This is a genomic window from Rhizobium sp. CF142 (assembly GCF_000281145.1).
Lineage (GTDB): Bacteria > Pseudomonadota > Alphaproteobacteria > Rhizobiales > Rhizobiaceae > Rhizobium.
This window is the reverse complement of sequence record NZ_AJWE01000098.1, coordinates 131,507-152,268: the sequence shown is the minus strand read 5'-3', so window position 1 is coordinate 152,268 and position 20,762 is coordinate 131,507. Positions and strand designations below refer to the sequence as shown.

Sequence of the window (20,762 nt, the reverse complement as noted above, 5' to 3'; positions counted from 1 at the left end):
GCTCAGACGCCGATCGCTTCGCTGAGCACTTCTTCATGCGTCGCCGCGTGGAAATCATGGCTTGCAACGAGCTTGCCGCTGCGGAAGACGTGCAGCCGGTCGGCCAGTTCGTAGACCTCGGGCAGGTAGGAGGAGATCAGGATAATGCCTGCCCCTTCCTTCAGCAGCTTGGCGAAGAGCCGGTAGATTTCCGCCTTGGTGCCGACGTCGACGCCGACGGTCGGCTCGTCGAAAATGAAAAGCCGGGCTCCGTGGCTCAGCCACTTGCCGATGACGATCTTCTGCTGGTTGCCGCCGGACATGCTGGACGCCGGAACGCGCCGGCTCGGCGTCTTGATGCTGAGATCGCGAATCTGCTTGTCGGCATTCGTCGATTCTCGTGCGTGATTGATAACCGGGCCGTTGCTGAGGCGTCCGAACACCGGCAGGTTGATATTGAGGCCGATCGGCAGGTTGAGGCAGAGCCCCTGGTCGCGCCGGCTTTCGGGCGCCAGCGCAATGCCGAGCTCCATCGCGGTGCGTTCGTTCCTGATATCGACGCGCTTGCCCATCCAGTGGATTTCGCCCGCACTTGTCGGCTGGCGCCCATAGAGCCCAAGCGCGAATTCGCTGCGCCCGGCGCCGATCAGGCCATAGAGCCCGACGATCTGTCCTGCCTTGACGCTCAGCGACACGTCTTCGAAGCCCGGGCCGCTAAGACCCCTGACGTCGAGGATCGTCTGGCCGATCGGAATGTCTTCCTTATGGTAGATCTGCTCGATCGAGCGGTTGATCATCAGCGCGATCAGCTCGGCCTCATTGGTCTCCCCGATCAGGCGCGTGCCGACATGCGTGCCGTCGCGCAGCACCGAGACGCGGTCGGCTAGCTCGAAGACTTCTTCCATGCGGTGGCTGATATAGACGATGGTGACCCCTTCGCCCTGCAGGCGGCGGATCAGCTTGAAGAGCTGTGCGGATTCCTGGCGGGTGAGATAGGCGGTCGGCTCGTCGAAAATGAGGAACTGCGTGCCGCGCATGGCCGCACGCGCGGTGGCGACGAGCTGCTGCTGGCCGATCGTCAGCGAGCTCAGAAGCGCACCGGCCGGCAGGCCGAAGCCGAGATCGTCGAGGACGGACTGCGCCATCTTCTCCATCTGCTTCCTGCGCATCAGCCCGTAGCGGTTGACCTCGTCGCCGAGGAAGAGATTGGCGGCAACCGTCAGGTGCCGGCAGAGCACGACTTCCTGGTGGACGGCGTTGATGCCGCGGGCGATCGCCTCGTTCGGCGTCGATAGCCCCACCGGATGGCCGCACCACAGTACCTCGCCGGCCGTGCGGGTGATGACGCCGGTGAGCAACTTGATGAGCGTGGATTTGCCGGCGCCGTTTTCGCCGACGATGGCGTGGATTTCACCGGCAAGGAAGGTCAGCGTCGCAGGCTTCAGCGCCTGCACGTGACCGTAATTCTTCTGCAGGCCTTTCAGTTCGAGGATGGGCGATCCGGCGGGAATTCGATTGGCTTCTTTCAGCGTCGCGCTGTCATCGTGGCGATGACTGACCTCTTCCAGTCCGACCATGGACCTCTCCTCCTCTTGTCACGTCTGCTCCATCCCTGGTGAACCATACCATGGATGAGAAAGGCCGCGCCGGTTATTACAGCGCCGCGCGTCTTTTAAGACGCGCAAAGGACGCTGTAACACTTTGAATTGCTGCATAATTTTGTCCTTAAATCGATTCCGATTTAAGGAATTATGCAGTAGCCGGCGCGGCCGCCTGTGGTTTTACTTGATCTTCGGGTTCAGGAGCGCGTCGATCTTCGGCTCGGCCATGTTCGCCTTGGTGACGAGGTTTGCACCGGTGTCGACGTTCTGCTCGACCTTCTCGCCCTTGGAGACGGCAAGAGCGGTCTTCACGCCGTCATAGCCCATGCGATAGGGGTCCTGAACGACGAGGCCGGCGATCGCACCATCCTTGAGGAAGCCGACCGTCTTGTCGTCGCTGTCGAAGCCGATGACCTTGATCTTCTCGCCGAGCTTGTTTTCGGCGATTGCCTGGCCCACACCCTGCGCCATGATGAGGTTCGAGGCGAAGACGCCGACGAGCTTCGGGTTTGCCGTGATCAGGTCGGTCATCATGTTGAGGCCGGTCGTTGCCTGGCCGTCGCCGTACTTGTCGGCAATCACCTTGAGGCCCGGATGCTTGGTCTTCACCTGATCCAGGAAGCCTTCGCGGCGCTGTTCCAGCGAGCCGACGCCGGGAAGGTTGGTCAGGATGACGACTTCGCCTTCTTCCTTGCCGGTGGCGGCCTTGATGGCGGCGGCAAGACCGTCAGCAGCGATACGGCCGCCCTGGGTGTTGTCGGTGGTCAGGAACGACTTGAATGCCTTGGAGTCGGCGCCAGAGTCGATGCCGATGATCGGAACAGACTTGGCAGCTTCATCGATCGGCTTGCCGAGAGCCTTGAACTCGGTCGGCGAGATGACGATGGCGGCGGGCTTGCCGGCGACGGCGTTCTCAAGAATGCTGATCTGGCCGTTGATGTCGGATTCGGCCTGTGCGCCGAGTTCCGGCACTTTGACGCCGAGATCCTTGCCGGCCTTGCGGGCGCCCGCCAGAACGATCTGCCAGTAGAAGGACGTCGTGTCCTTGACGATGATCGGGATCGTCACCTCGGCCGCAAAGGACGTGACCGGCATCGCCGTCGCAATGACAGCGGCGCCTGCAAGTGCCGTAAAGGCACGGCGAGACAGAATGGATTTCACGATGCTCATAAGGGTTCTCCTCTCAGGGTGCGTTCTCCTCCAATGAAACCGGACCGCTGAACGCAGGCGGACGATTTTTATCGATAAAAAACATTTACGATGTGAAGCTAGCCGAGGCGAAAGCAAATTGCAAGTGTGCCGATTTCGCTTTTTTACCCGCTAAATTGTCTGCCAAGCAATTGTTTTTATTTCAAATACATAAGGACCTAAAATAAGGTCCTCAGTCGAATTGCACCTCGTGCGGGTGTACGACACCCTTCTTCAAAATCAGGTTGCCGTAAAGCCTGAACTCGGTGGTCGCGACGATATAGGCTGCCTTCCGCGCCATCTCATAGAAGGCGAAGCGTTCGACGGAGGCGATGGAAAAATCGCCGGCGCGCCGGGTGACGATCTCCTGGAATTCGGCGCAAACCTCCGGCACCGCCTTGGGGTCGCCAACGACCTCCATCCGCCATGCCGACTGCGGCACGAACGTATCGAGCGGCATATGCGTGAGGATCGCCTCGGCCATCGCAGTCGCGCTGACGCCATCGGCCCGGATGACATCAGGACCCATGCTGCTCGATGGGAAATTGGCGTCGGCAATGACGATATCGTCGCCATGTCCCATGCTCTTCAGCGCATAGAGCAGGTCGGGCCCGAGAAGCGGATGAATACCTTTAAGCATGGTGTCTCCTTAGACCCGCACGGCTTCTTCGCCGAGCGGCGCGGCAACCAGTGTGTAGGGCTCGAATTCGGGATAGATGTCGGCGGGAAGCTGCGGCTCGAAATTTTCCATGTTGCGCGTAAGGCCAGAAGGCCTTGCCGTGCCGATCAGCACCGAGGAGACGACGGGGTCGCGCAGCGGAAACTGCAGCGCAGGGGCGGCAAGCGGCAGGCCGTGGCGCTTGGCCACCTCTTCCATCGCGCCCACCTTGGCGAGCACTTCGTCCGTTGCCGGCATATAGTCGAAATGCGAGCCCGGCACCGGGCCGGTCGCAAGGATGCCGGAATTGAAGACGCCGCCGACGACGAGCGAGGTACCCTTTTCCCGGCAAAGCGGAATGAGTTCGGCAACGGCCGACCGGTCGAGCAGCGTATAGCGCCCGGCCATCAGGATCGTGTCGATATCGGCATTGCGCATCACGTCGAGGCAGACGGGCACTTCGTTGACGCCGAGGCCGAACGCCTTGATCGCGCCCGAGGATTTCAGCTGTTCCAGCGCCTTGACGCCGCTGTCGAGGAAATTCTTCAGATGCACGGCGTTCTTCGCCCCGCCATGCGTATAGGCGCCGATATCGTGCACGAACAGGATATCGATGCGGTTCAGGCCGAGGCGCGCATAGCTGAATTCGACCGAGCGCATGATGCCGTCATAGGAATAGTCGTAATCGGCATCGAAGGAGAGCGGGTCGACATAGCTGTAATCAGGAACGGTGCCCGTCGGCACCGGGCGCAAGAGGCGGCCGACCTTGGTGGACAGCACATAATCATTTTCCGGCTTGTCGCGCAGGAAATCGCCGACCCGCCGTTCGGCGAGCCCGAGCCCATACCACGGAGCGACGTCGTAATAGCGGATGCCGTGGTCCCACGCCGTTTCCAGCGTTTCCATTGCCTGCTCACGCGGGCAGGCGCGGTAAAGGCCGCCGAGTGCAGCGGCGCCGAAACTGATTTCGGTCACCTCGAGCGCCGTCTTGCCGATCCTCCTCGTCTTCATCATTCCTCCTTGTGAAGACCTGAAATCAATAAGTCATATTTAGAGCGTGGCGCCGAGATGCCACGGAACAAATTCGTTATCGCCGTAACCGAAAATTTCACTTTTCGTCTTCTTGCCGGAGGCCGTGTCGACGATCAGGTCGAAGATCTCGCGGCCCTTGCCGCTGATCGTCGCGTCACCCGTAACGATCGTGCCGCAATCGATGTCCATGTCCTCTTCCATCGAGGTGAAGAGCGCCGAATTGCTGGCGAGCTTCAGCGACGGCGCCGGGCGACAGCCGAAGCAGCTGCCGCGGCCGGTCGTAAAGGCGATCATGTTTGCGCCGCCGGCAACCTGGCCGGTCGCAGAAACCGGGTCGTAGCCGGGCGTATCCATGAAGACGAGACCGGGGGCGGTGACGCGCTCGGCATAACCATAGACGGCGGTCAGCGGCGAGCGGCCGCCCTTGGCAACGGCGCCGAGCGACTTTTCGAGAATGGTCGTCAACCCGCCGCGCTTGTTGCCCGGAGACGGGTTGTTGTCGAGCGAGGCGCCGTGCAGGGCGACATAGTCTTCCCACCAGGCGATCTTCTCATCGAGCTTCTTGGCGACATCGTCGCTGACGGCGCGGCTGCGCAGCAAATGCTCCGCGCCGTAAATCTCGGAGGTTTCCGAAAGGATTGCCGTACCGCCGGCTGCCGCCAAGAGGTCGGCTGCAACACCGAGCGCCGGATTGGCGGTAATGCCCGAAAAACCGTCGGAGCCGCCGCATTGCAGACCGATGATGATCTCGCCGATCGACATCGGAACGCGCTTTTCACGGCCGACATCGGCGGCGATTTCGCGCAGCACGCCCATGGCGCGCTCGACCGCGCGGCGCGAACCGCCGGCGTCCTGAATGTTGAAGTGCCGCTTGGAGGCGCCGGCACCGCTCTGGCCGTAAAGCGTCAGCTGGTTGACCTCGCAGCCGAGGCCGATCATCAGCACACCGCCGAAATTCACATGGCGGGTGTAACCGGCGAGCGTCCGGTGCAGCACGTTCATGCCGTCACCCGTCGAGCTCATGCCGCAGCCCTGGTCGTGAACGATCGGCACGAAGCCGTCGATGCCGTCATAATGCGGCAGGATCGTCCTGTTGGCCTCGTCGGCAATTGCCCGGCAGACCGTGGTGGAACAGTTCACGCTGGCGATGATGCCGATATAATTGCGCGTCGCCGCCCGTCCGTCGGCGCGGCGGTAACCCATGAAGGTACGCGCCCTGTCCTCGGCACTTGCTTCTTCCGGAGCCGAGTTGGCCGTTGCAGCAAGGCGGTCGTTTTCGAAATGCAGATTGTGGCTGTGAACGTGATCGCCGGCTTTCACATCCGCTGTCGTGCGGCCGATCGCCTGGCCGTATTTCACGACCGGCGTGCCAAGCGGAATGTCGGTAAGAGCAATCTTGTGGCCGGGGTCGATCTTCTGCCGCGTCGTAACGCCGGCAACGGGCGATCCTTCGGCAATCGGCGCCGTCGCGACCGCGACATTGTCTCCGGCCGACAGGATGATCCAAGGCTGTCTGTCCAATTTCATCTCCCTGACGAAACGTTCGCTTCTGCGCCCGTTACATCGACGAATGCGCATTGATTTTGTTTTTTATCTACAATAAACATTTTCAAGTCAACGGGAATATTGATCCTGTGGACGAGGGAGGCAAACGGCCGCAGGCGATCCAAAACTAAGATAAAGGTCGCTTGAAGAGGCTCCTGGTCCGGCTGTGCCCGTTCCTGGTGGGCGGGTATCATCCCCAGGTCTCTTGGGCCGCGTCGCTCGGGCGAAAAGCCCATATCACTCGGGCGGAAAGCAAGGTCTGATGGCAAGGCAGAATACGGTCTTCAAGGAAGCCTATAACCGGTATGCGGCAGCATTGCGCACGGATACGGCGCTGCCTTCGGAGCCGGAAATCGCCGCCCAGCTTGGTGTGAGCCGCAGCACGGCGCGCGCCATCCTGACGCGTCTCAGCGACGAGGGCATCATCCGCTGGAACAAGCGCCAGAAGATCGTGCTGCGCCAGCCTGTTGACCGCGACTTCTTCCCCTCGGAGGAAACGGATTCGCTGCATGACATCATCGAACGCAGCTTCATGCAGCGCATTCTCTCCGATGAAGCAGCCCCCGGCATGCAGATCAACGAGCTGGAGCTTGCCCGCGAGATCGGCACGGGCACCACGAGCGTGCGCGAATTCCTGATCCGCTTCTCGCGTTTCGGCCTGATCGAAAAACGGCCGAACAGCCACTGGACGCTCAAGGGCTTCACCCGCGAATTCGCGCTGGAACTGGCCGATGTGCGCGAAATGTTCGAGCTGCATTCGGCCGCCGAATTCGGCAAGCTGCCTGCCGACCATCACGCCTGGTCCGATCTTGCTGTTATCAAGGAAGAGCATCTCTCCGTGCTCTCTGACATCAATAACCGCTTCAAGGAATTCTCGGCACTCGACGAGCGCTTTCACCTCTTGATCCACCGCGCCTCGAAGAACCGTTTCATTGCCGATTTCTACGACGCAATCGCCATCATCTTCCACTATCACTATCAGTGGAACAAAACGGCCGCCCGCGAACGCAACGAGCGCGCGATCTATGAACATCTCGATTATATCGCAGCGCTCGAAGCCCGCGATCAGGCAAGGATCGAGGCCGCCTGTCGCGTTCACCTTCGCTCGGCCCGCCAGACGTTGCTGCAGTCCATTCCGCAGAGCGTCACGGAAGGCGCCTGAGCTATCATCATGAAGGGTGTGCCGTGTGGCCCCCTCATCCGCCCTTCGGGCACCTTCTCCCCGATGGGTAGAAGGGGGAGCCCGCGGCACGCTCAAAGGAAACAAGACGCTTCTGTCTGGGCAGGACGGTGCGGCAAAACCCCTTCGCCCCATCGGGGAGAAGGTGCCCGAAGGGCGGATGAGGGGGCCACACCCACCGACCCCAACCGATCAGCCTATCTCTTAATGCGACGCCGCTTCTCTCGCAGCACCCCTCGTCTTCACCCCACGCCCGATCGGAATGAGCCAGGTGGTCGCAAAGGTCAGCACCGCCACCACGACGACACCCCAGAAGCTCCAATGCAGCGCCGCATCGAAGATGCCGCGCACTGCAGGATCGCCGGCGAGTTCCGAAAGGCCGGTCGGCTCGTTCAGGACATTGTGCAGCCTGTCTGCCGCTTCGCCCGTCGCATAGTGATTGATCCCGGCATTCAAGATCGCGCCGAGCACGGTGGCACCCAGCGTATTGCCGAGGCTGCGGGCAAAGATGATCGAGGCTGTGGCGCTTCCGCGCATCGACCATTCCACGCTGTCCTGCACCAGCGCGATGCTGGTGAGGTTGATCAGCCCCATGCCGAAGCCCATGAAGAAGGAGCCGGCGCCGGCCACGGCCGGATGGCTTTCCGGCGTGAGGAACAGAAGGAAGAAGGCCCCGAAGGGAAACATGAAGCTGCCGACCCGCAGCGTATTGCGGATGCCGAACGCCCTGAAGAAGCGGCTGGAGAGCATCACCGACAGCGGCCAGCCGACCACGAGCATGGTCAGCGTGAAACCGGCGACGATCGGCGAGCGGCCGAGCACGCCCTGCACATACATTGGCAGGATCGTCGAAAGGCCGATCAGCGCCATGCCGGCAAGCAGCATGCAGGCATTGCTGGTGGCCACCAGCCGCCGGCTCCAGAGCGCGATGGAAATGATCGGCTCCGGCGCCCGCTTCTCCTGCAGCACGAACAGGATGCCGGTCACGACGAAGACGGCGGCAAGCGATAGGAGAACCCAGGCCGGCGCATTCGTTTCCGTCAGGATCGTCAAAAGCGCGATGATGGAAATCGAAAACAGGACGGCGCCGAGATAATCGATCTTGGCTTGCCTGTGCGCCACGTCTTCCTTCAGGAACATCATGAAGGCGATGATCGAGAAGATGCCGATCGGCAGGTTGATCCAGAAGATCCAGGCCCAGGAGATCGTATCGACGATGATGCCGCCGGCAAGCGGCCCGACGACCGCCGAGGTCGCCCAGACTGTCGCCATCACGCCCTGCACCTTGCCGCGTTCCTCCAGCTTGAACAGGTCGCCGATGATTGTCATCGTCACCGGCTGGATCGCGCCCGCACCCAGGCCCTGCAGCAGACGGAAGGCGACGAGCGAGGCCATCGACCAGGCAAGCCCGCAGAAGAGCGAACCGACGAGGAAAACCAGGATGCCGCCGATCAGCACCGGCTTGCGTCCAAAAATGTCGGAAAGCTTGCCGTAGATGACCGTGGTCGTCGACTGCGCCAGCAGGAAGGCGGAAAAGACCCAGCTGTAGTAGGAAAAGCCGCCGAGCTGGCCGACGATCCGCGGCATGGCGGTCGCCACGATCGTGGCCTCGATCGCCACCATGAAGGTCGCGAGCATGATCGTGGCAACGACGAACGTGCGGTTGGATTGCTTCGATGGTGCGGACATGATGAACCTTTCGGGACTTTCTCCGCGATACGGGAAAACCACTGTCGGCTGGTGGGTGTCGGCTGGTGGGGCAGGTGCAACGCGGGGTGTCGGCAGTCTTTTATGCTCCTGCTGATAGCAGGTAAAGCGCAAGTGATATGCTTTCTTTGGTGTCGACGCTTTAAACCGCTTCCGGCCCTGGCAAATTTCAAATACAACGCATTCCGCGAAGGAAGTTTCGGCGGGTATCCGCCGGAAAAATGAGATCTGGCAGGCCAGGGCTCTCGGATGTCAGGATTGCATTTCCGCCAGGTTATTCCCACTTGAAAACCTGATGCAGGCCTGCGAACCGCTCCATCGCGGATGCGAAGGGTTCCGGATCCGGGCATGGAAATGGCGAGCTGAGATGACGCATGTTTTGGCTGCGAGCGGCGGCGTTAAACAGGTAATTTGCATCAATTGGGGTACAAGATACGGGCCGACTTTCATCAACCGGCTCTATGCGATGGTAGCGCGCAACATCACGCCGCCCTTTACCTTCACCTGTTTCACCGACTGCCGGGACGATCTCCATCCCGGCATCCTGTGCGAGGACCTGCCGCCTCTGGATGTCGAGATGCCCGTCAATACGAGGGGCATCTGGCCGAAGGCAAGGCTTTGGGGACCGAAGCTCGGAGGCCTTGATGGGCCGGTCCTCTATCTGGACCTCGACCTTGTTGTCGTCGCCTCCCTTGATGACTTTTTTAGAGTTGGTGGGCCTGAGGATGTCGTCATGGCCCGCAACCAGACAACGCCTTTCGAAAGGCTCGGCCAGAGCTCGCTCTTTCGCTTTCCGGTCGGCAAGCTCCTGCCGCTGCAGGAAAAGTTCAGGGCCAACCCGCAGAAAGTGGCCGATGAGTATCAGTATGAACAGCGCTTCGTCACCCGCAATGCGCCGGGTGGCGTAAAATTCTTCCCGCGCAGCTGGGTTTTGCATTTCCGGCAGGACTGCCACTGGGCCTTTCCGCTGAACTACTTCCTTGCCCCGCACCTGCCATCCAGCGCCCGCGTCGTCCTCTTCCCGCGCGGCTTCCACCCGCAGAACGCCATCGAAGGGAAATTCGGCCCGAAAGGCCGGGCCGAAACCAGGCTCGATCACATCAAGGGCGTCTTCGACGTCAGCAAACGCGACGGCAAACAGCCCTTCCGCTACCTGCGCCACTATATCCTGCCGACACCCTGGGTGGCGGATCACTGGCATGAGTAAGAACGCAAGGTCCGGATCGCAGCGGAACAATTTCTGACGCCAGATGTTGTAAGCCCAGGGGAAACCTTGGGTGCTCTCATGCGTCCTCTTCTGATCGCAACATTGCTCTCGTATTCATGTTTGACCGCCAACGCGAATGCGTCTGACGCGGACTTTCTGAACTCGCTTGCGGGCGACTGGGATGGAAGCGGAATGGTCCTGACCAAGATCGGCGGCACGAAGGTCAATGTGTCGTGCAATCTGAAATCCAACGCCAGTGCTTCCGCAATTTCCATGAACGGCACCTGTCGCGCCCTCGCCGTCCTCGCAAGAAGCTTCTCGGCCAATGTGAAGGCGGCCGGTCAGCGCTACACCGGCAACTACACGGGGCCCTCGGGCCAGCCTTCCAGGCTTGTCGGCAGCAGGAAAGGCGACGCCCTCAACTTCAATGTCACCTGGGCTCGCATCACCAATGGCGACCGAAGCGCCATCATGATGATCGAAAAGGTGGGGCAGAACGGGCTTCGCCTGCAGACTGTCGATCGCGACCTCGCCTCGGGCCGGTCGGTGGTGACGAGCCGGATTGATCTGCAGCGGCAGTGACTGCCGGGATCGCCACCCAGGCAGTCTTTCCGATTTCCGGATGCATCGCATTGAAATACATCGCGTTTATTATAAACAACCGTCGTCGCGCATTCTGCCTCTCGTCTGAGAAATAGAGGAATGAGCATGAGTGGCAGCGCAATCTCCTACACATTTTTAAGCACCAGCGACGTTCAGAAGATCGCCCCGGTTTCCAACGTGACGCTCTGGCGCTGGGTGCGGGACGGCAAGTTTCCCGCTCCCATACAGGTTTCGAAAAACAATTTCTGGCGGTCCGACGAAGTCGGCGCCTGGATGGACGAAATGTCCCTGAAGCGTGCAGCACCCCGGCAAAAAGCCTCCTAAAGCTCCAGCCGCCGGCTTCCATATTTCATGCGGATATCTGATGGATAGAATATCGCAATACGCGCCGTCGTCGGGGACGGGCGTCTCTCGTGATGTCGAAAGCCTGCGCCGTGACGTGTCCCTGTCTTCGACAGCCGCGCAATACGGCTGCAAGCTCACCCGAAACGGGCATGAATTCGCAACCTGCTGCCCCTTCCACGCCGAAGACACGCCGTCATTTACGATCTTCGTCGGCCAGGATGGCGTCGAGCGTTTCCATTGCTTCGGCTGCGGCAGGAAAGGCGATGTCCTTGATTTCGTGCAGGAGGTGAGGGGCGTCGATCTTCAGGGAGCGATCCGCATTCTCGGCGGCCGCGACACGATCAGGCCTGATATTCCTGCCCGGCCTATCCGGGCGCCCGATATCTATGAGGGGATCGTGCCCGTTCCGCCGCCGGCCGGTCTGCTCCAGGCAGGCGTGCGCCTCAGGCTTTACAATCCGAAGCGCAAGGGTGAGCGCTCCGAATGGGGCGCCCTCACGCCGTCGATGGTCTTTCCCTATCGTCATGCCGATGGCTCGCTGTCAGGCTATGTCCTGCGCCACGATCTCCCCGACGGGGCTAAGGAAACGCCGATGGTCATGTTCGTTCGCCTGCCTGATGGCAGAGAGACATGGTCGCGTTTCCCGTTCCCCAAGCCACGGCCGATCTACGGGCTGGAAACGATCGGTAACGACGGCCAAGTGATGATCGTCGAGGGCGAGAAGTGCCGCGACTGGCTGCACCGGGCAAGCGGCCGAACCGTCCTTTCCTGGGCGGGCGGGACGCAGGGTGTCAGGCACACCGATTGGTCGCCGCTCTCGGGCCGCGACGTGCTGATCTGGCCGGATTTCGACACCCCGGGCCTGTCGGCCGCCGATGAGATCGCCGCCCGCCTGACCGCGCTCGGCGCGCATGTGCGCCTTGTCGGTTTCACGGATGCGGGGGACGCTTCGGATATCGAGCGCTACAATTTCGACGATTGGCGGGTCGGCCTTTTCCCCTGCCGCGGCTGGGACTGCGCCGATGCCGTCGATGCCGGATGGACGCAAAGCCAGCTCGACGCCTTCATGGCCGCAACGCTTCGCGACTGGAGGCCGGAGCCCGCTGATGAAATGGAGGAGGGGCGCATCGTGCCGTTCAAGCGGGCAGTTTCTGTGCAGGCTTCCATAAGCGCGCTTCCCGCACCGGTCCCAGCCAAGGTCGTCGAGGGCGCGTTAGTCCAGGGCGATGAGCCGACGCCAGCAATCACGCCTGCCGGGGCTGTGCCAGGGCGCTTCGGTCGCCTGATGGGCATCGAGCGCTTCGATATCGAACTCGAACAATGGTTGGTCGATCGCCAATGGTTCATCAAGCTCAACCTGCTTTCGGGCGAACTGGAGATCCATCGCAACAGCAGCATCGTTCGCATGAGCGACGCGCGGCTGGCGGAAATTCGCTTCGAGCTCGCCTGCGCGGCCCAAGGCAGGGAGCCGTCCAAGGACAACATTTTCGATGCGCTGATGCTGATCGGCGAGCGGCGCGCCTATCATCCGGTGCACGACTATCTCGCCCGTCTTCAATGGGATCGAAAGCCGCGCATCGACACCTGGCTCGTCGATTATTTCGGCGCCGAAGACACGCCACTCAACCGTGCCTTCGGCCGCAAGATCCTCTGCGCCGCCGTTCGCCGCGTCAGGCATCCGGGCTGCAAATTCGATTACATGCTCGTCGTCGAGGGACCCCAGGGCATCGGCAAATCCTCGGCGATCCTCGCGCTCTGCGATGACCGCGACTGGTTCACCGACCAGCTCGAAATCGGCGCCGACGCCAAAGTGACCATCGAAAAAACCGCCGGCCACTGGATCCTCGAAATGCCCGAACTCGACGGCCTCAGCCGTCGCGACACCAACCGCGTCAAATCCTTCATCCCCACGATGATAGATAGCGCCAGGCTCTCCTATGGCCGCTTTACGAGCAAACGCCCCCGGCAATTCATCCTCTTCGGCACCACCAACGAAAGCCGCTACCTGACCGACACCACCGGCAACCGCCGCTTCTGGATCGTCCGCGCGACGGCGGCTGATCCCTCGGGCATTGCGGCGGCGCGAGACCAGCTATGGGCGGAGGCTGCGGAGAGGGAGGCGGGTGAGAACCTGTGTCTGGATAGTCAGGCATTGCGGAATGCAGCGGCTGGTGTTGCCCATGAATCGTCGGATTTCGGGCCGTGGCTGGAGATCCTTCGCGAGCGCATTCCGGAAGGTCCGCTGAAGATCAAGGCCACGGATGTCTGGAAGCTGGTCGGCTTCGATGGGCCGGAAACCATCAATAAGCTGACGAAGGCTCATCACGCCCATATGCGTGCGGCGATGGTCGGTCTCGGGTTCGAGAAGAAAGATAAGGGCGTCCGCTTCTGCGACGGCGAGAAAAAGACGGCCTATGTTCGCGGCGATCCGGACGAGGCTCGGGAATGGAGCCCTGACAGGCATGAGCCGGCATATGGTTACGGCTCGACTTTCTGACGCGCACTTGCCCTGACAACCCGGCCATCGAGCCGGGTTTTTTTGTTTGCCGACGAATGGCGAACCTCCGCCAGGCAACCTCCTTCGGGCCTGGAACCTCCTCCAGCGAAGGCAGGTTTTGGAGGAGGTTCATGGAGATGGAGGGCGTATGGAGGAGGTAACTTCCTCCGGTTCAAGTTGTTGATTCTAAATCGTTATTACCTGCTGGAGGAGGTGGAGGAGGTTGTTTGCTGGAAGGTGCCGGAAGCGGGTTTGCCGGCTTATAGAGGGCGAAATACAGGGTGCTTCCGGCCACTCTTGGAAAATGCGTTCTAACCTCCGCCACCTCCTCCGTGGATCGATGACTGCGTCAACTTTATCCTGTGCTCGCAACGTCGCATCCAGGATTTAGCACGCGGAATAAGCGTTTTGTTAACGCGTAAAATTCAAAGTTGTGACAACTAATGTCTCGTATTCAGGTTGCTCAGGCATGATGGCCCAAGCTCTTCCGTGCCGCGAATTCCGATGGAGGGAGTTCCGGTACCAGAGGAACAAAAATGACCGCTATCTCTCCAGCGAACAATGCGGCACTGCTCATCCTGCAGCAGACGAACGCATTCTTGCTTCCCAACAAACAGCAAGCCGGGAAATCGGCTGCCGACACTATCGCAGCCATCGCTAACGGCATTTCCAGTCAAACGAGCGCCGTAAAGACCCAGGCCTCATCGACAATCAACAGCGCGCTGCTCGACGTCAAAGAGAGCAACGACGGGATCGTCTCGAGCGCACTTGATTTCCTGGATTCGGACAACTTCAAAACCAGCGATGCCGGTGTTACCGACGTCATCAAGAAGCTCATCAACGACGATGGGGACAAATTTGCCTCGCTGGTCAAAGCCGAAAAGGCGAAGAATCCCAGCATCAGCGATGACAATGCGATGGCCAACGCCATTCAGCGCCTGATCCGGGACAACAGATCCAAGTTCGGTGACGGCGAATTCGTGATCGGCTTCAAGCTTGGAAGCGGTGGCGCGATCATCTCGAACATCGAAGACAAGAATGGAAACAGCACCAGCAAGACCCTTATGACGGGATTGAAGACGGCCCAGTCCTCACTGATCGAGGCGGGGATGATCATCAGCAGGTCGGATGGAAGCAATACGGATGAGTTGAAAACGGCATCCGCAATGCTGAACAACAGCAATTTTGGCAAAGCGTCGAACGACTTGGCGGCCTGGAACGACAAGTGGCGGGATGCGTTTGGCTTTTGAGGCCATCATCATTCCAATATCAATGATGAGGCCCAGATCGAACATCGATCTGAGCCGATTTCGTTCAGGTTCGCTTACGCAAAAAGCAGATCGGAGCCATCGATCGCGGACGGAGAGACGCCGTTCAAGAGCGCGTAGGTATGCACGACGCTGGCGGAGAGTCTTGGAAACGCCTCCTCCGCCACCCCTCTGCGACCGGGCGAGCGGTTTCTGATGATCCAAGCGGATGCATGCCGCGTGACCCAGGAGGCGAATATATGCATCAACTTTTCTTGTGATAACGAGTGTGGGACCGATGCAGGACCATAGATACATCACTCGCGCGAGCTTTATACAGCCAGCTCTGCACAAGTTTTAGTAAGTAAAAATTTACCCGGCGCTGCCATGATGGGTTGTATTTGGCGAGGGGGATAGGTTGCCGGTACCAGGATTTAACGCGCAGGGTATGCTTCCGCCGACCATAGGCGATGATCCTACTACTGCTGATCGTTCGCCATACTTTGTCACAATGCCGGATTTCGTGCGCGCATTCGCAACGTCAGCCGAACGGAAGTCACTTCTACGGAACCTTATTGCCTACAGGTCCTTGATCGCCACCGACGGCTACGAAAACGGCATTCACTTTCTTGATGGCAGTTTTGTCGAAAACGTTGAAGCGATCCGTGGGAGCTCACCGAAGGATATCGACATTTTCACGATGCTGCACGCACCACAGAAATACGTGACGGATATGAGCCTGTGGCAAAGCCACGGTTTTCCATTTTGGTCTTCCGAGATCGCGGATCTCAAGAAAAATAAGGACCGATTTTCACTGGACACCTACGCCCTTTTGATCGAAGAGCATCCACTTGGCATTACGCTCCGGCAGGTAATGTATTGGTACAGCCTGTTCTCTCACCAACGAGAGACATTCGCATGGAAGGGATTTGTTGCCGTGTCGTTCGATAGAGCGCAGGATGCTGAGGCCCTGGCGTTGATAGAGGCGATGTGATGCCGACACTGCTATCCATAGAGGCATTGGAGACTGACCGCCAGTTCGTAGAGAGGCGGCGGACTGAGGATGATAGCCCGTGGGGCACTGCGCGTCTTATGTGGGAGCAGCGCCTTAAAGAGATCGATGAGAAGATCGCTGAAGCGAAGTCGCGCCGATCCAGCTTCGCCAGTGTTGCCCTGATTTTCGATGGTCTTCCTGTGATTGGTCAAGGTGATATCCGTCTTGATTTTACGACTGATGCTTTGGCCTCCTACCAGAAAGTGATTGCAGCGGCTCTCGCGTCGCAAGGCGATCAACCAGTAGCAACGAAGGGTAAGGTAAAGGGAGCCGGCAAGTCGAAGCTCTTTATCCGCGACATTGTGCGCGGATCAATGGGGTTCATTCTCGAAGAGTTGGCGGCGCCACAGGCGGACTTATTTGACACGCCTCTGAAGTCGGCCGTGGAACAAGCCACCGGCCTGATCGAAAAGCTTAATCAGGCGTCAGCGGAAGAATTCAACACTGCGATCGAGGCTTCGTCCCCTCGTCTTGTCGGCGCTCTTCAGAAGTTTACAAAGGTTCTCAAGGATGCCGGCGCAACCACTCGGATTGTAGGAGACGAACGGCGGGTCGCCCTTGGCCTTGAGGAAATCAGCCGCCTTTCGGAGCGCTTCAGCGATGTGGAGGTGATTGAAGAGGACGTCTTACATGACGGTGTTCTTCTGGGGATCTTGCCTGACTCTCATGAATTCGAGCTACAGCTTCCAGAGGATCAGGGGACGCTTAAGGGGTCTGTAACGGACGATCTGACATTCAAATACGTGACTGACCAAGCGTTTAAAGAGCAGTTGCTTCTGAAACCAGTGAAAGCTCTCGTCAAGTACACGAGAACATCGCGCAATGGCCAGCTTATCAAGCAACAGGTGTCTCTCGAGAACCTTGAGCCTCGCACAGAGGCCGATTTACTCACCCAATCCTGAGGTCTATGCGCCCGCAGCAGATACTACAAAATCGGCTAGCGAGGAATGCGCTAATCTTGGCAGCCATGAGATGGATTGAATTCGCCTCTTCACCCCACGTAATTGTTTCTGTCGTGGGTTTTGAATTCATAAAACTCGGTCACTGACGCTCCGACTAGGTTCCGATCATGCGACCACAGGACCATTTTCCCACTGTTCGCGCAGACGCCAAAACGAGTCTGAAGCAATAGTATATATCTTGTCGAAGCGATCCCAGACCATCGGCTGAGTCCTTCGGAGTTTGATCCCTTTCATCTCTGGAACAATTTCCAGCAATTCTTCTACAGCGTTCATATCACGCTCATAAATCTCGTCCTTCAAGGGCGCGGCGTAGCGGCCGGCCCAGTGCAGGGCGATGCCAGATTGAAGCAGATGTAGTTTATCGAGCTGTTCCAACTCCGGAAGTTGAGCGTCTTTCCAAAGCTTGGGTAGATCATGGGTGGCACGCACTTTCGTTACGTGATCCATTGCCATCCCCTGTTCGATCCTCCTGGCAATCACCGCCTTGATGATCAGCTCAAGCGCGAGGGATGATTCACGCCGGAATGCTTCGAAGGCTGCGGTCGTGGTAGAGGAATTATACCCGATCGACTTGGCGGCATCGGCCATGGCTGCCTCTGTCGCGTCCCAAAGATAACGGGCGGCCATCCGAGCATTGTCTGCCTTGGCCCAAAAGTGCAATGGGGCGCGCCTGCTCATCTCAAGTCTGGAGATCGGTTCTTCCACGGCAGTCTCTCGCACAGAAAAAGGCATTGATGATACGCTGCCAAGGTTGGCGTTTCACGCAACAGGTCGCGACCCGATCCACGGCGGGCTGTTGGATCGGCTGCATGCCCCTCTTGCGCCCTTTATATCGGCGCCAGCACCCAAGGAGCATTGCGACCAGATATCAGCGACGCTTTTTCAGCACCGCCAGCAGCTCCTCGATCTCGGCATTCGAATCGAGCATCAAAGCGTGGTTGTCCGCCAGCGAGATAAGCGCCACCAGTGCTTCCTGCGGGCGCCAGCCTGCTTCTGTAGCTTCCTCCAGAACTTTCAGAAACGAAACATACAGCGCATCCTGACAACGCAGGAACCTGTCATCTTGATCTTCCGATAGGTCTGGCGGTGCTATTTTCATTGAATTTTCAGAAAAAATGGTGCCGCTTACGTGACTCGAACACGTGACCCCATCATTACGAATGATGTGCTCTACCGACTGAGCTAAAGCGGCAATCCGGCGGGAGAAGCTTGTCGCCCGCGATTTGCATGGGGCTGATACAGGCATTGTCTGAAGATTTCAAGCACCCTCTTATGCCGCGTGGCAAAAAAGCTGAAGCCTGTGGAAAGGCCCCCATTCAGTGGAAAGGCTTGGCACTTCAGAGCGCCAGCCGGGTGCGGGCGGCCTGATATTCCGCTTCCAGCCGGTCGACCAGCTTTGCGGCCGGCTCCACCGCCTTGATCGCGCCGATGCCCTGGCCGCTGCCCCAGATGTCCTTCCAGGCCTTTGCGCCGCCGGTCGCCTGTTCGAAATCCATCTTCGAGGGGTCGGCGTCAGGCAGATCGTCCGGGTCGAGGCCGGCTGCGCGAATGGAGGGTTTCAGGTAGTTGCCGTGCACGCCGGTGAAATAGTTCGAGTAGACGATATCGGCGGCGGCTCCTTCGACGATCGCCTGCTTGTAGGCATCGGAGGCGCGTGCCTCCTCGGTCGCGATGAAGGGGGTGCCGATATAGGCCATGTCGGCGCCCATCGCCTGTGCAGCGAGGATAGCGCCGCCGGTCGCAATCGAGCCGGCAAGCAGCAGCGGGCCTTCGAACCATTCGCGGATTTCCTGCACCAGTGCGAAGGGGGAGAGCGTGCCCGCATGTCCGCCCGCACCTGCCGCAACGGCGATCAGTCCGTCCGCACCCTTGCGGATCGCCGAATTGGCATGGCGGTTGTTGATGACGTCGTGGAGCACGATGCCGCCATAGGAATGCACTGCCGCATTCACCTCCGGCACGGCGCCGAGCGAGGAAATGACGATTGGCACCTTGTATTTCACGCAGGCCATCAGATCGTGCTCCAGCCGCTTGTTCGACATATGGACGATCTGGTTGACGGCGAAGGGGGCTGCCGGCCGCTCCGGATGCCTGGCATTATAATGGGCGAGATCTTCGGTGATCATGGCCAGCCACTCGTCGAGCTGGCTTTCCGGCCGCGCGTTCAAGGCCGGAAAGGCGCCGATCACGCCGGCCTTGCATTGCGCCAGTGTCAGCGCCGGATGGGAGACGATGAAAAGCGGCGAGCCGATGACCGGCAGTCTCAGATTATCCCGGAGGATCGGGGGCAGGGCCATGCTCTCACCGTTATTGACGTTTACGAAAACGTCAATTGATTATCAGAGCCGGCGCCTGAGGAAAAGAGCGACCGAGGAAAAGAGTGCGGTTCTTTTCTTGCGCCTTTCTCCGTAATCCTGTCCATTTTCATCATATCTAATGGAGAATTCGGAGTGCCCGGCGGCTGCTTTTCCCCCGCCGATGCGCTCTGGAAGGGCTGCAAGGCTTGCGGTTTGCCGCACTTGCCGCTACCGAATTTTGACGGGCATACAATCTCTAAAGCATGTCGCGCAAAAGTGTGCGGCGGTTTTGCGGTAACGACATGCGAAAACAAGAGCCTAAAGCGTGGCAAGCGATCTGAAAGATCGCGACGCGCTTTAGGTGTTGATGCCGGCACGAAACGTGAAGGGCCTGATGTGAGCGGACTAGAAACGGCTATCAGAACTGCGCTGGACAATTCCGACCGTGACAGCGCGGAAGTTCGTGCACGCATCTATCAGTCCGCGCGTCAGGCGCTGGAAGCCGGCCTGCGCAAGCAGGATATCACCGATGCCGATGTGGTGGCCCATCACCGCCACCGCCTCGAAACCACGATCCACACCATCGAGAACGAAGAGCGCGCCCGCCTTCACCCGCGGCAGGGGCCGCCGGAAGTTCCGGTCCCGCCTGTCGTGGAGATCCCCGAGCCCGCCCATCACGTGGAAGAGCCCGTCTATCGTGCGGAGGAGCCCACCTATCGCGAGGGCGAGGATGACCACCTGGCCGTTACCGGCGAAACGCGCGGCTACAGTGCCACCTCCCGGCGCACGGATGATGCAAGCCTGGATGATATCAGGGCCAGCAGCGCCGATCAGCTGGGGGCGGCACCTGATGGAGAGATGCGCGGAGAGACGCGCGCAACGCCGGAGAAGCGCGGCGGCATGGATTTTCGCCCGGAGCGTGCCGCTGTCCGCCGCAAGCCGCGCAAGTTCTTCTCGCGCCTGCTTGTCTGGTGCGTGTTGCTCGCCTTCATCGGCACGGGTGCCTGGTGGGTCTATAGTTCCGGCCTGCTGATGACGGCGGCCCAGCGCGACACCAGCGTCGCCAATCCGCCCGCCAGCACGCAGCCGGAAGATTTTAATGGCGAGGAGAGTGCCGGTAACAGCGCCCCCTCGCATGACGACCAGCCTCTGACGATCGACCCGCAGAACGGCTTCTCGGCAGACTGGATCGAGGTCTTCAAGCCCTCGGATGCCGACAAGATCGCGGCCGGCGCGCGTGCCCGCACGGAAAATGTCACCGAAACCGAAGGCCCGGCCGTCCGCCTGACCTCGCAGAGCGGCAATACGGATGGCAATATTTCCATCACCATTCCGGCCGATGTCCTACAGCAGCTCGCCGGCAAGTCCTCGACCATCGCGCTGACCCTGCAGTCCACCACGGACGAGCCGACACAGATCACCGTCGAGTGCGATTTCCAGTCGCTCGGCAATTGCGCCCGCCATCGTTTCAACGTCACGCGTGAAAAATCGGACGCGCTGCTGCAGGTGCGCTTCGACCGCTCCCTGGCGCCGAATTCTCCGGGCCGGCTGATGATCAACAGCGATGTCGACGGCAAGGCCCGCGGCATCAATCTCTTTGCCGTGCGGATCCTGCCGGGCCAGTAAGCAGCCCGGCTGTCTCGGCCCCGGTTATCTCAGG

18 protein-coding genes and 1 tRNA gene are annotated in these 20,762 nt (G+C 59.8%); 9 read left to right on the top strand and 10 right to left on the bottom strand.

Annotation, left to right across the window (positions count from 1 at the left end; genetic code table 11):
• Window positions 1–2 precede the first annotated feature (2 nt).
• The 5 genes from PMI11_RS21865 to PMI11_RS21845 form a co-directional block, all read right to left on the bottom strand.
• Entirely contained in the window at window positions 3–1,556 is a 1,554-nt protein-coding gene (locus PMI11_RS21865) for a sugar ABC transporter ATP-binding protein (protein WP_007821356.1), read from the bottom strand.
• A 204-nt stretch (window positions 1,557–1,760) separates the two neighbouring features.
• The gene (locus PMI11_RS21860; protein WP_007821354.1) at window positions 1,761–2,750 is read right to left on the bottom strand and encodes an ABC transporter substrate-binding protein; all 990 of its coding nucleotides are present in this window, start codon (window positions 2,748–2,750) and stop codon (window positions 1,761–1,763) included.
• A gap of 211 nt (window positions 2,751–2,961) precedes the next feature.
• Window positions 2,962–3,408: an RbsD/FucU family protein gene (locus tag PMI11_RS21855; protein WP_007821353.1), complete on the bottom strand. Its 447-nt coding sequence runs from the start codon at window positions 3,406–3,408 to the stop codon at window positions 2,962–2,964.
• 9 nt (window positions 3,409–3,417) lie between these two features.
• Window positions 3,418–4,437: an aldo/keto reductase gene (locus PMI11_RS21850; RefSeq protein WP_007821352.1), complete on the bottom strand. Its 1,020-nt coding sequence runs from the start codon at window positions 4,435–4,437 to the stop codon at window positions 3,418–3,420.
• Window positions 4,438–4,476: 39 nt separating this feature from the next.
• Complete coding sequence (locus PMI11_RS21845; protein ID WP_037071863.1) at window positions 4,477–5,979, bottom strand: UxaA family hydrolase; 1,503 nt, start codon at window positions 5,977–5,979, stop codon at window positions 4,477–4,479.
• Between the two features lie 286 nt (window positions 5,980–6,265).
• Here PMI11_RS21845 and PMI11_RS21835 point away from each other — a divergent pair, with 286 nt between their 5' ends.
• Complete coding sequence (locus PMI11_RS21835; RefSeq protein ID WP_007821350.1) at window positions 6,266–7,165, top strand: GntR family transcriptional regulator; 900 nt, start codon at window positions 6,266–6,268, stop codon at window positions 7,163–7,165.
• 222 nt (window positions 7,166–7,387) lie between these two features.
• On the opposite strand, the gene PMI11_RS21830 is transcribed toward PMI11_RS21835, so the two are convergent.
• Window positions 7,388–8,872: an MDR family MFS transporter gene (locus tag PMI11_RS21830; protein ID WP_007821342.1), complete on the bottom strand. Its 1,485-nt coding sequence runs from the start codon at window positions 8,870–8,872 to the stop codon at window positions 7,388–7,390.
• Window positions 8,873–9,257: 385 nt separating this feature from the next.
• On the opposite strand from PMI11_RS21830, the gene PMI11_RS21825 reads away from it, so the two are divergent.
• From PMI11_RS21825 to PMI11_RS21785, 7 genes are all read left to right on the top strand, one after another.
• Complete coding sequence (locus tag PMI11_RS21825; RefSeq protein WP_007821340.1) at window positions 9,258–10,097, top strand: hypothetical protein; 840 nt, start codon at window positions 9,258–9,260, stop codon at window positions 10,095–10,097.
• A gap of 78 nt (window positions 10,098–10,175) precedes the next feature.
• A complete protein-coding gene (locus PMI11_RS21820) occupies window positions 10,176–10,679 on the top strand; it encodes a hypothetical protein (RefSeq protein WP_007821333.1) in 504 nt (167 codons plus the stop codon).
• 126 nt (window positions 10,680–10,805) lie between these two features.
• Window positions 10,806–11,024, top strand: coding sequence for a helix-turn-helix transcriptional regulator (locus tag PMI11_RS36040; RefSeq protein WP_007821332.1), 219 nt, complete (start codon window positions 10,806–10,808; stop codon window positions 11,022–11,024).
• Between the two features lie 40 nt (window positions 11,025–11,064).
• Entirely contained in the window at window positions 11,065–13,542 is a 2,478-nt protein-coding gene (locus PMI11_RS36035; protein ID WP_007821323.1) for a VapE domain-containing protein, read from the top strand.
• 536 nt (window positions 13,543–14,078) lie between these two features.
• Complete coding sequence (locus PMI11_RS21800) at window positions 14,079–14,792, top strand: hypothetical protein (RefSeq protein ID WP_007821321.1); 714 nt, start codon at window positions 14,079–14,081, stop codon at window positions 14,790–14,792.
• A gap of 415 nt (window positions 14,793–15,207) precedes the next feature.
• Window positions 15,208–15,783, top strand: coding sequence for a DUF6932 family protein (locus tag PMI11_RS21790; protein ID WP_037071860.1), 576 nt, complete (start codon window positions 15,208–15,210; stop codon window positions 15,781–15,783).
• On the top strand, window positions 15,783–16,745 hold the full coding sequence (locus tag PMI11_RS21785; RefSeq protein WP_007821306.1) for a hypothetical protein: 963 nt from the start codon (window positions 15,783–15,785) through the stop codon (window positions 16,743–16,745). Before PMI11_RS21790 ends, PMI11_RS21785 begins: the two co-directional genes overlap by 1 nt.
• A gap of 165 nt (window positions 16,746–16,910) precedes the next feature.
• On the opposite strand, the gene PMI11_RS36705 is transcribed toward PMI11_RS21785, so the two are convergent.
• From PMI11_RS36705 to PMI11_RS21765, 4 genes are all read right to left on the bottom strand, one after another.
• Window positions 16,911–17,510: a hypothetical protein gene (locus PMI11_RS36705; RefSeq protein WP_157179667.1), complete on the bottom strand. Its 600-nt coding sequence runs from the start codon at window positions 17,508–17,510 to the stop codon at window positions 16,911–16,913.
• A gap of 163 nt (window positions 17,511–17,673) precedes the next feature.
• On the bottom strand, window positions 17,674–17,904 hold the full coding sequence (locus PMI11_RS21775; RefSeq protein WP_007821285.1) for a hypothetical protein: 231 nt from the start codon (window positions 17,902–17,904) through the stop codon (window positions 17,674–17,676).
• Window positions 17,905–17,921: 17 nt separating this feature from the next.
• Window positions 17,922–17,997 (bottom strand) — tRNA-Thr (locus PMI11_RS21770).
• 145 nt (window positions 17,998–18,142) lie between these two features.
• Entirely contained in the window at window positions 18,143–19,102 is a 960-nt protein-coding gene (locus PMI11_RS21765; protein WP_007821283.1) for an NAD(P)H-dependent flavin oxidoreductase, read from the bottom strand.
• Between the two features lie 396 nt (window positions 19,103–19,498).
• Here PMI11_RS21765 and PMI11_RS21760 point away from each other — a divergent pair, with 396 nt between their 5' ends.
• Window positions 19,499–20,728: a hypothetical protein gene (locus PMI11_RS21760; RefSeq protein ID WP_037071859.1), complete on the top strand. Its 1,230-nt coding sequence runs from the start codon at window positions 19,499–19,501 to the stop codon at window positions 20,726–20,728.
• Window positions 20,729–20,762 lie beyond the last annotated feature (34 nt).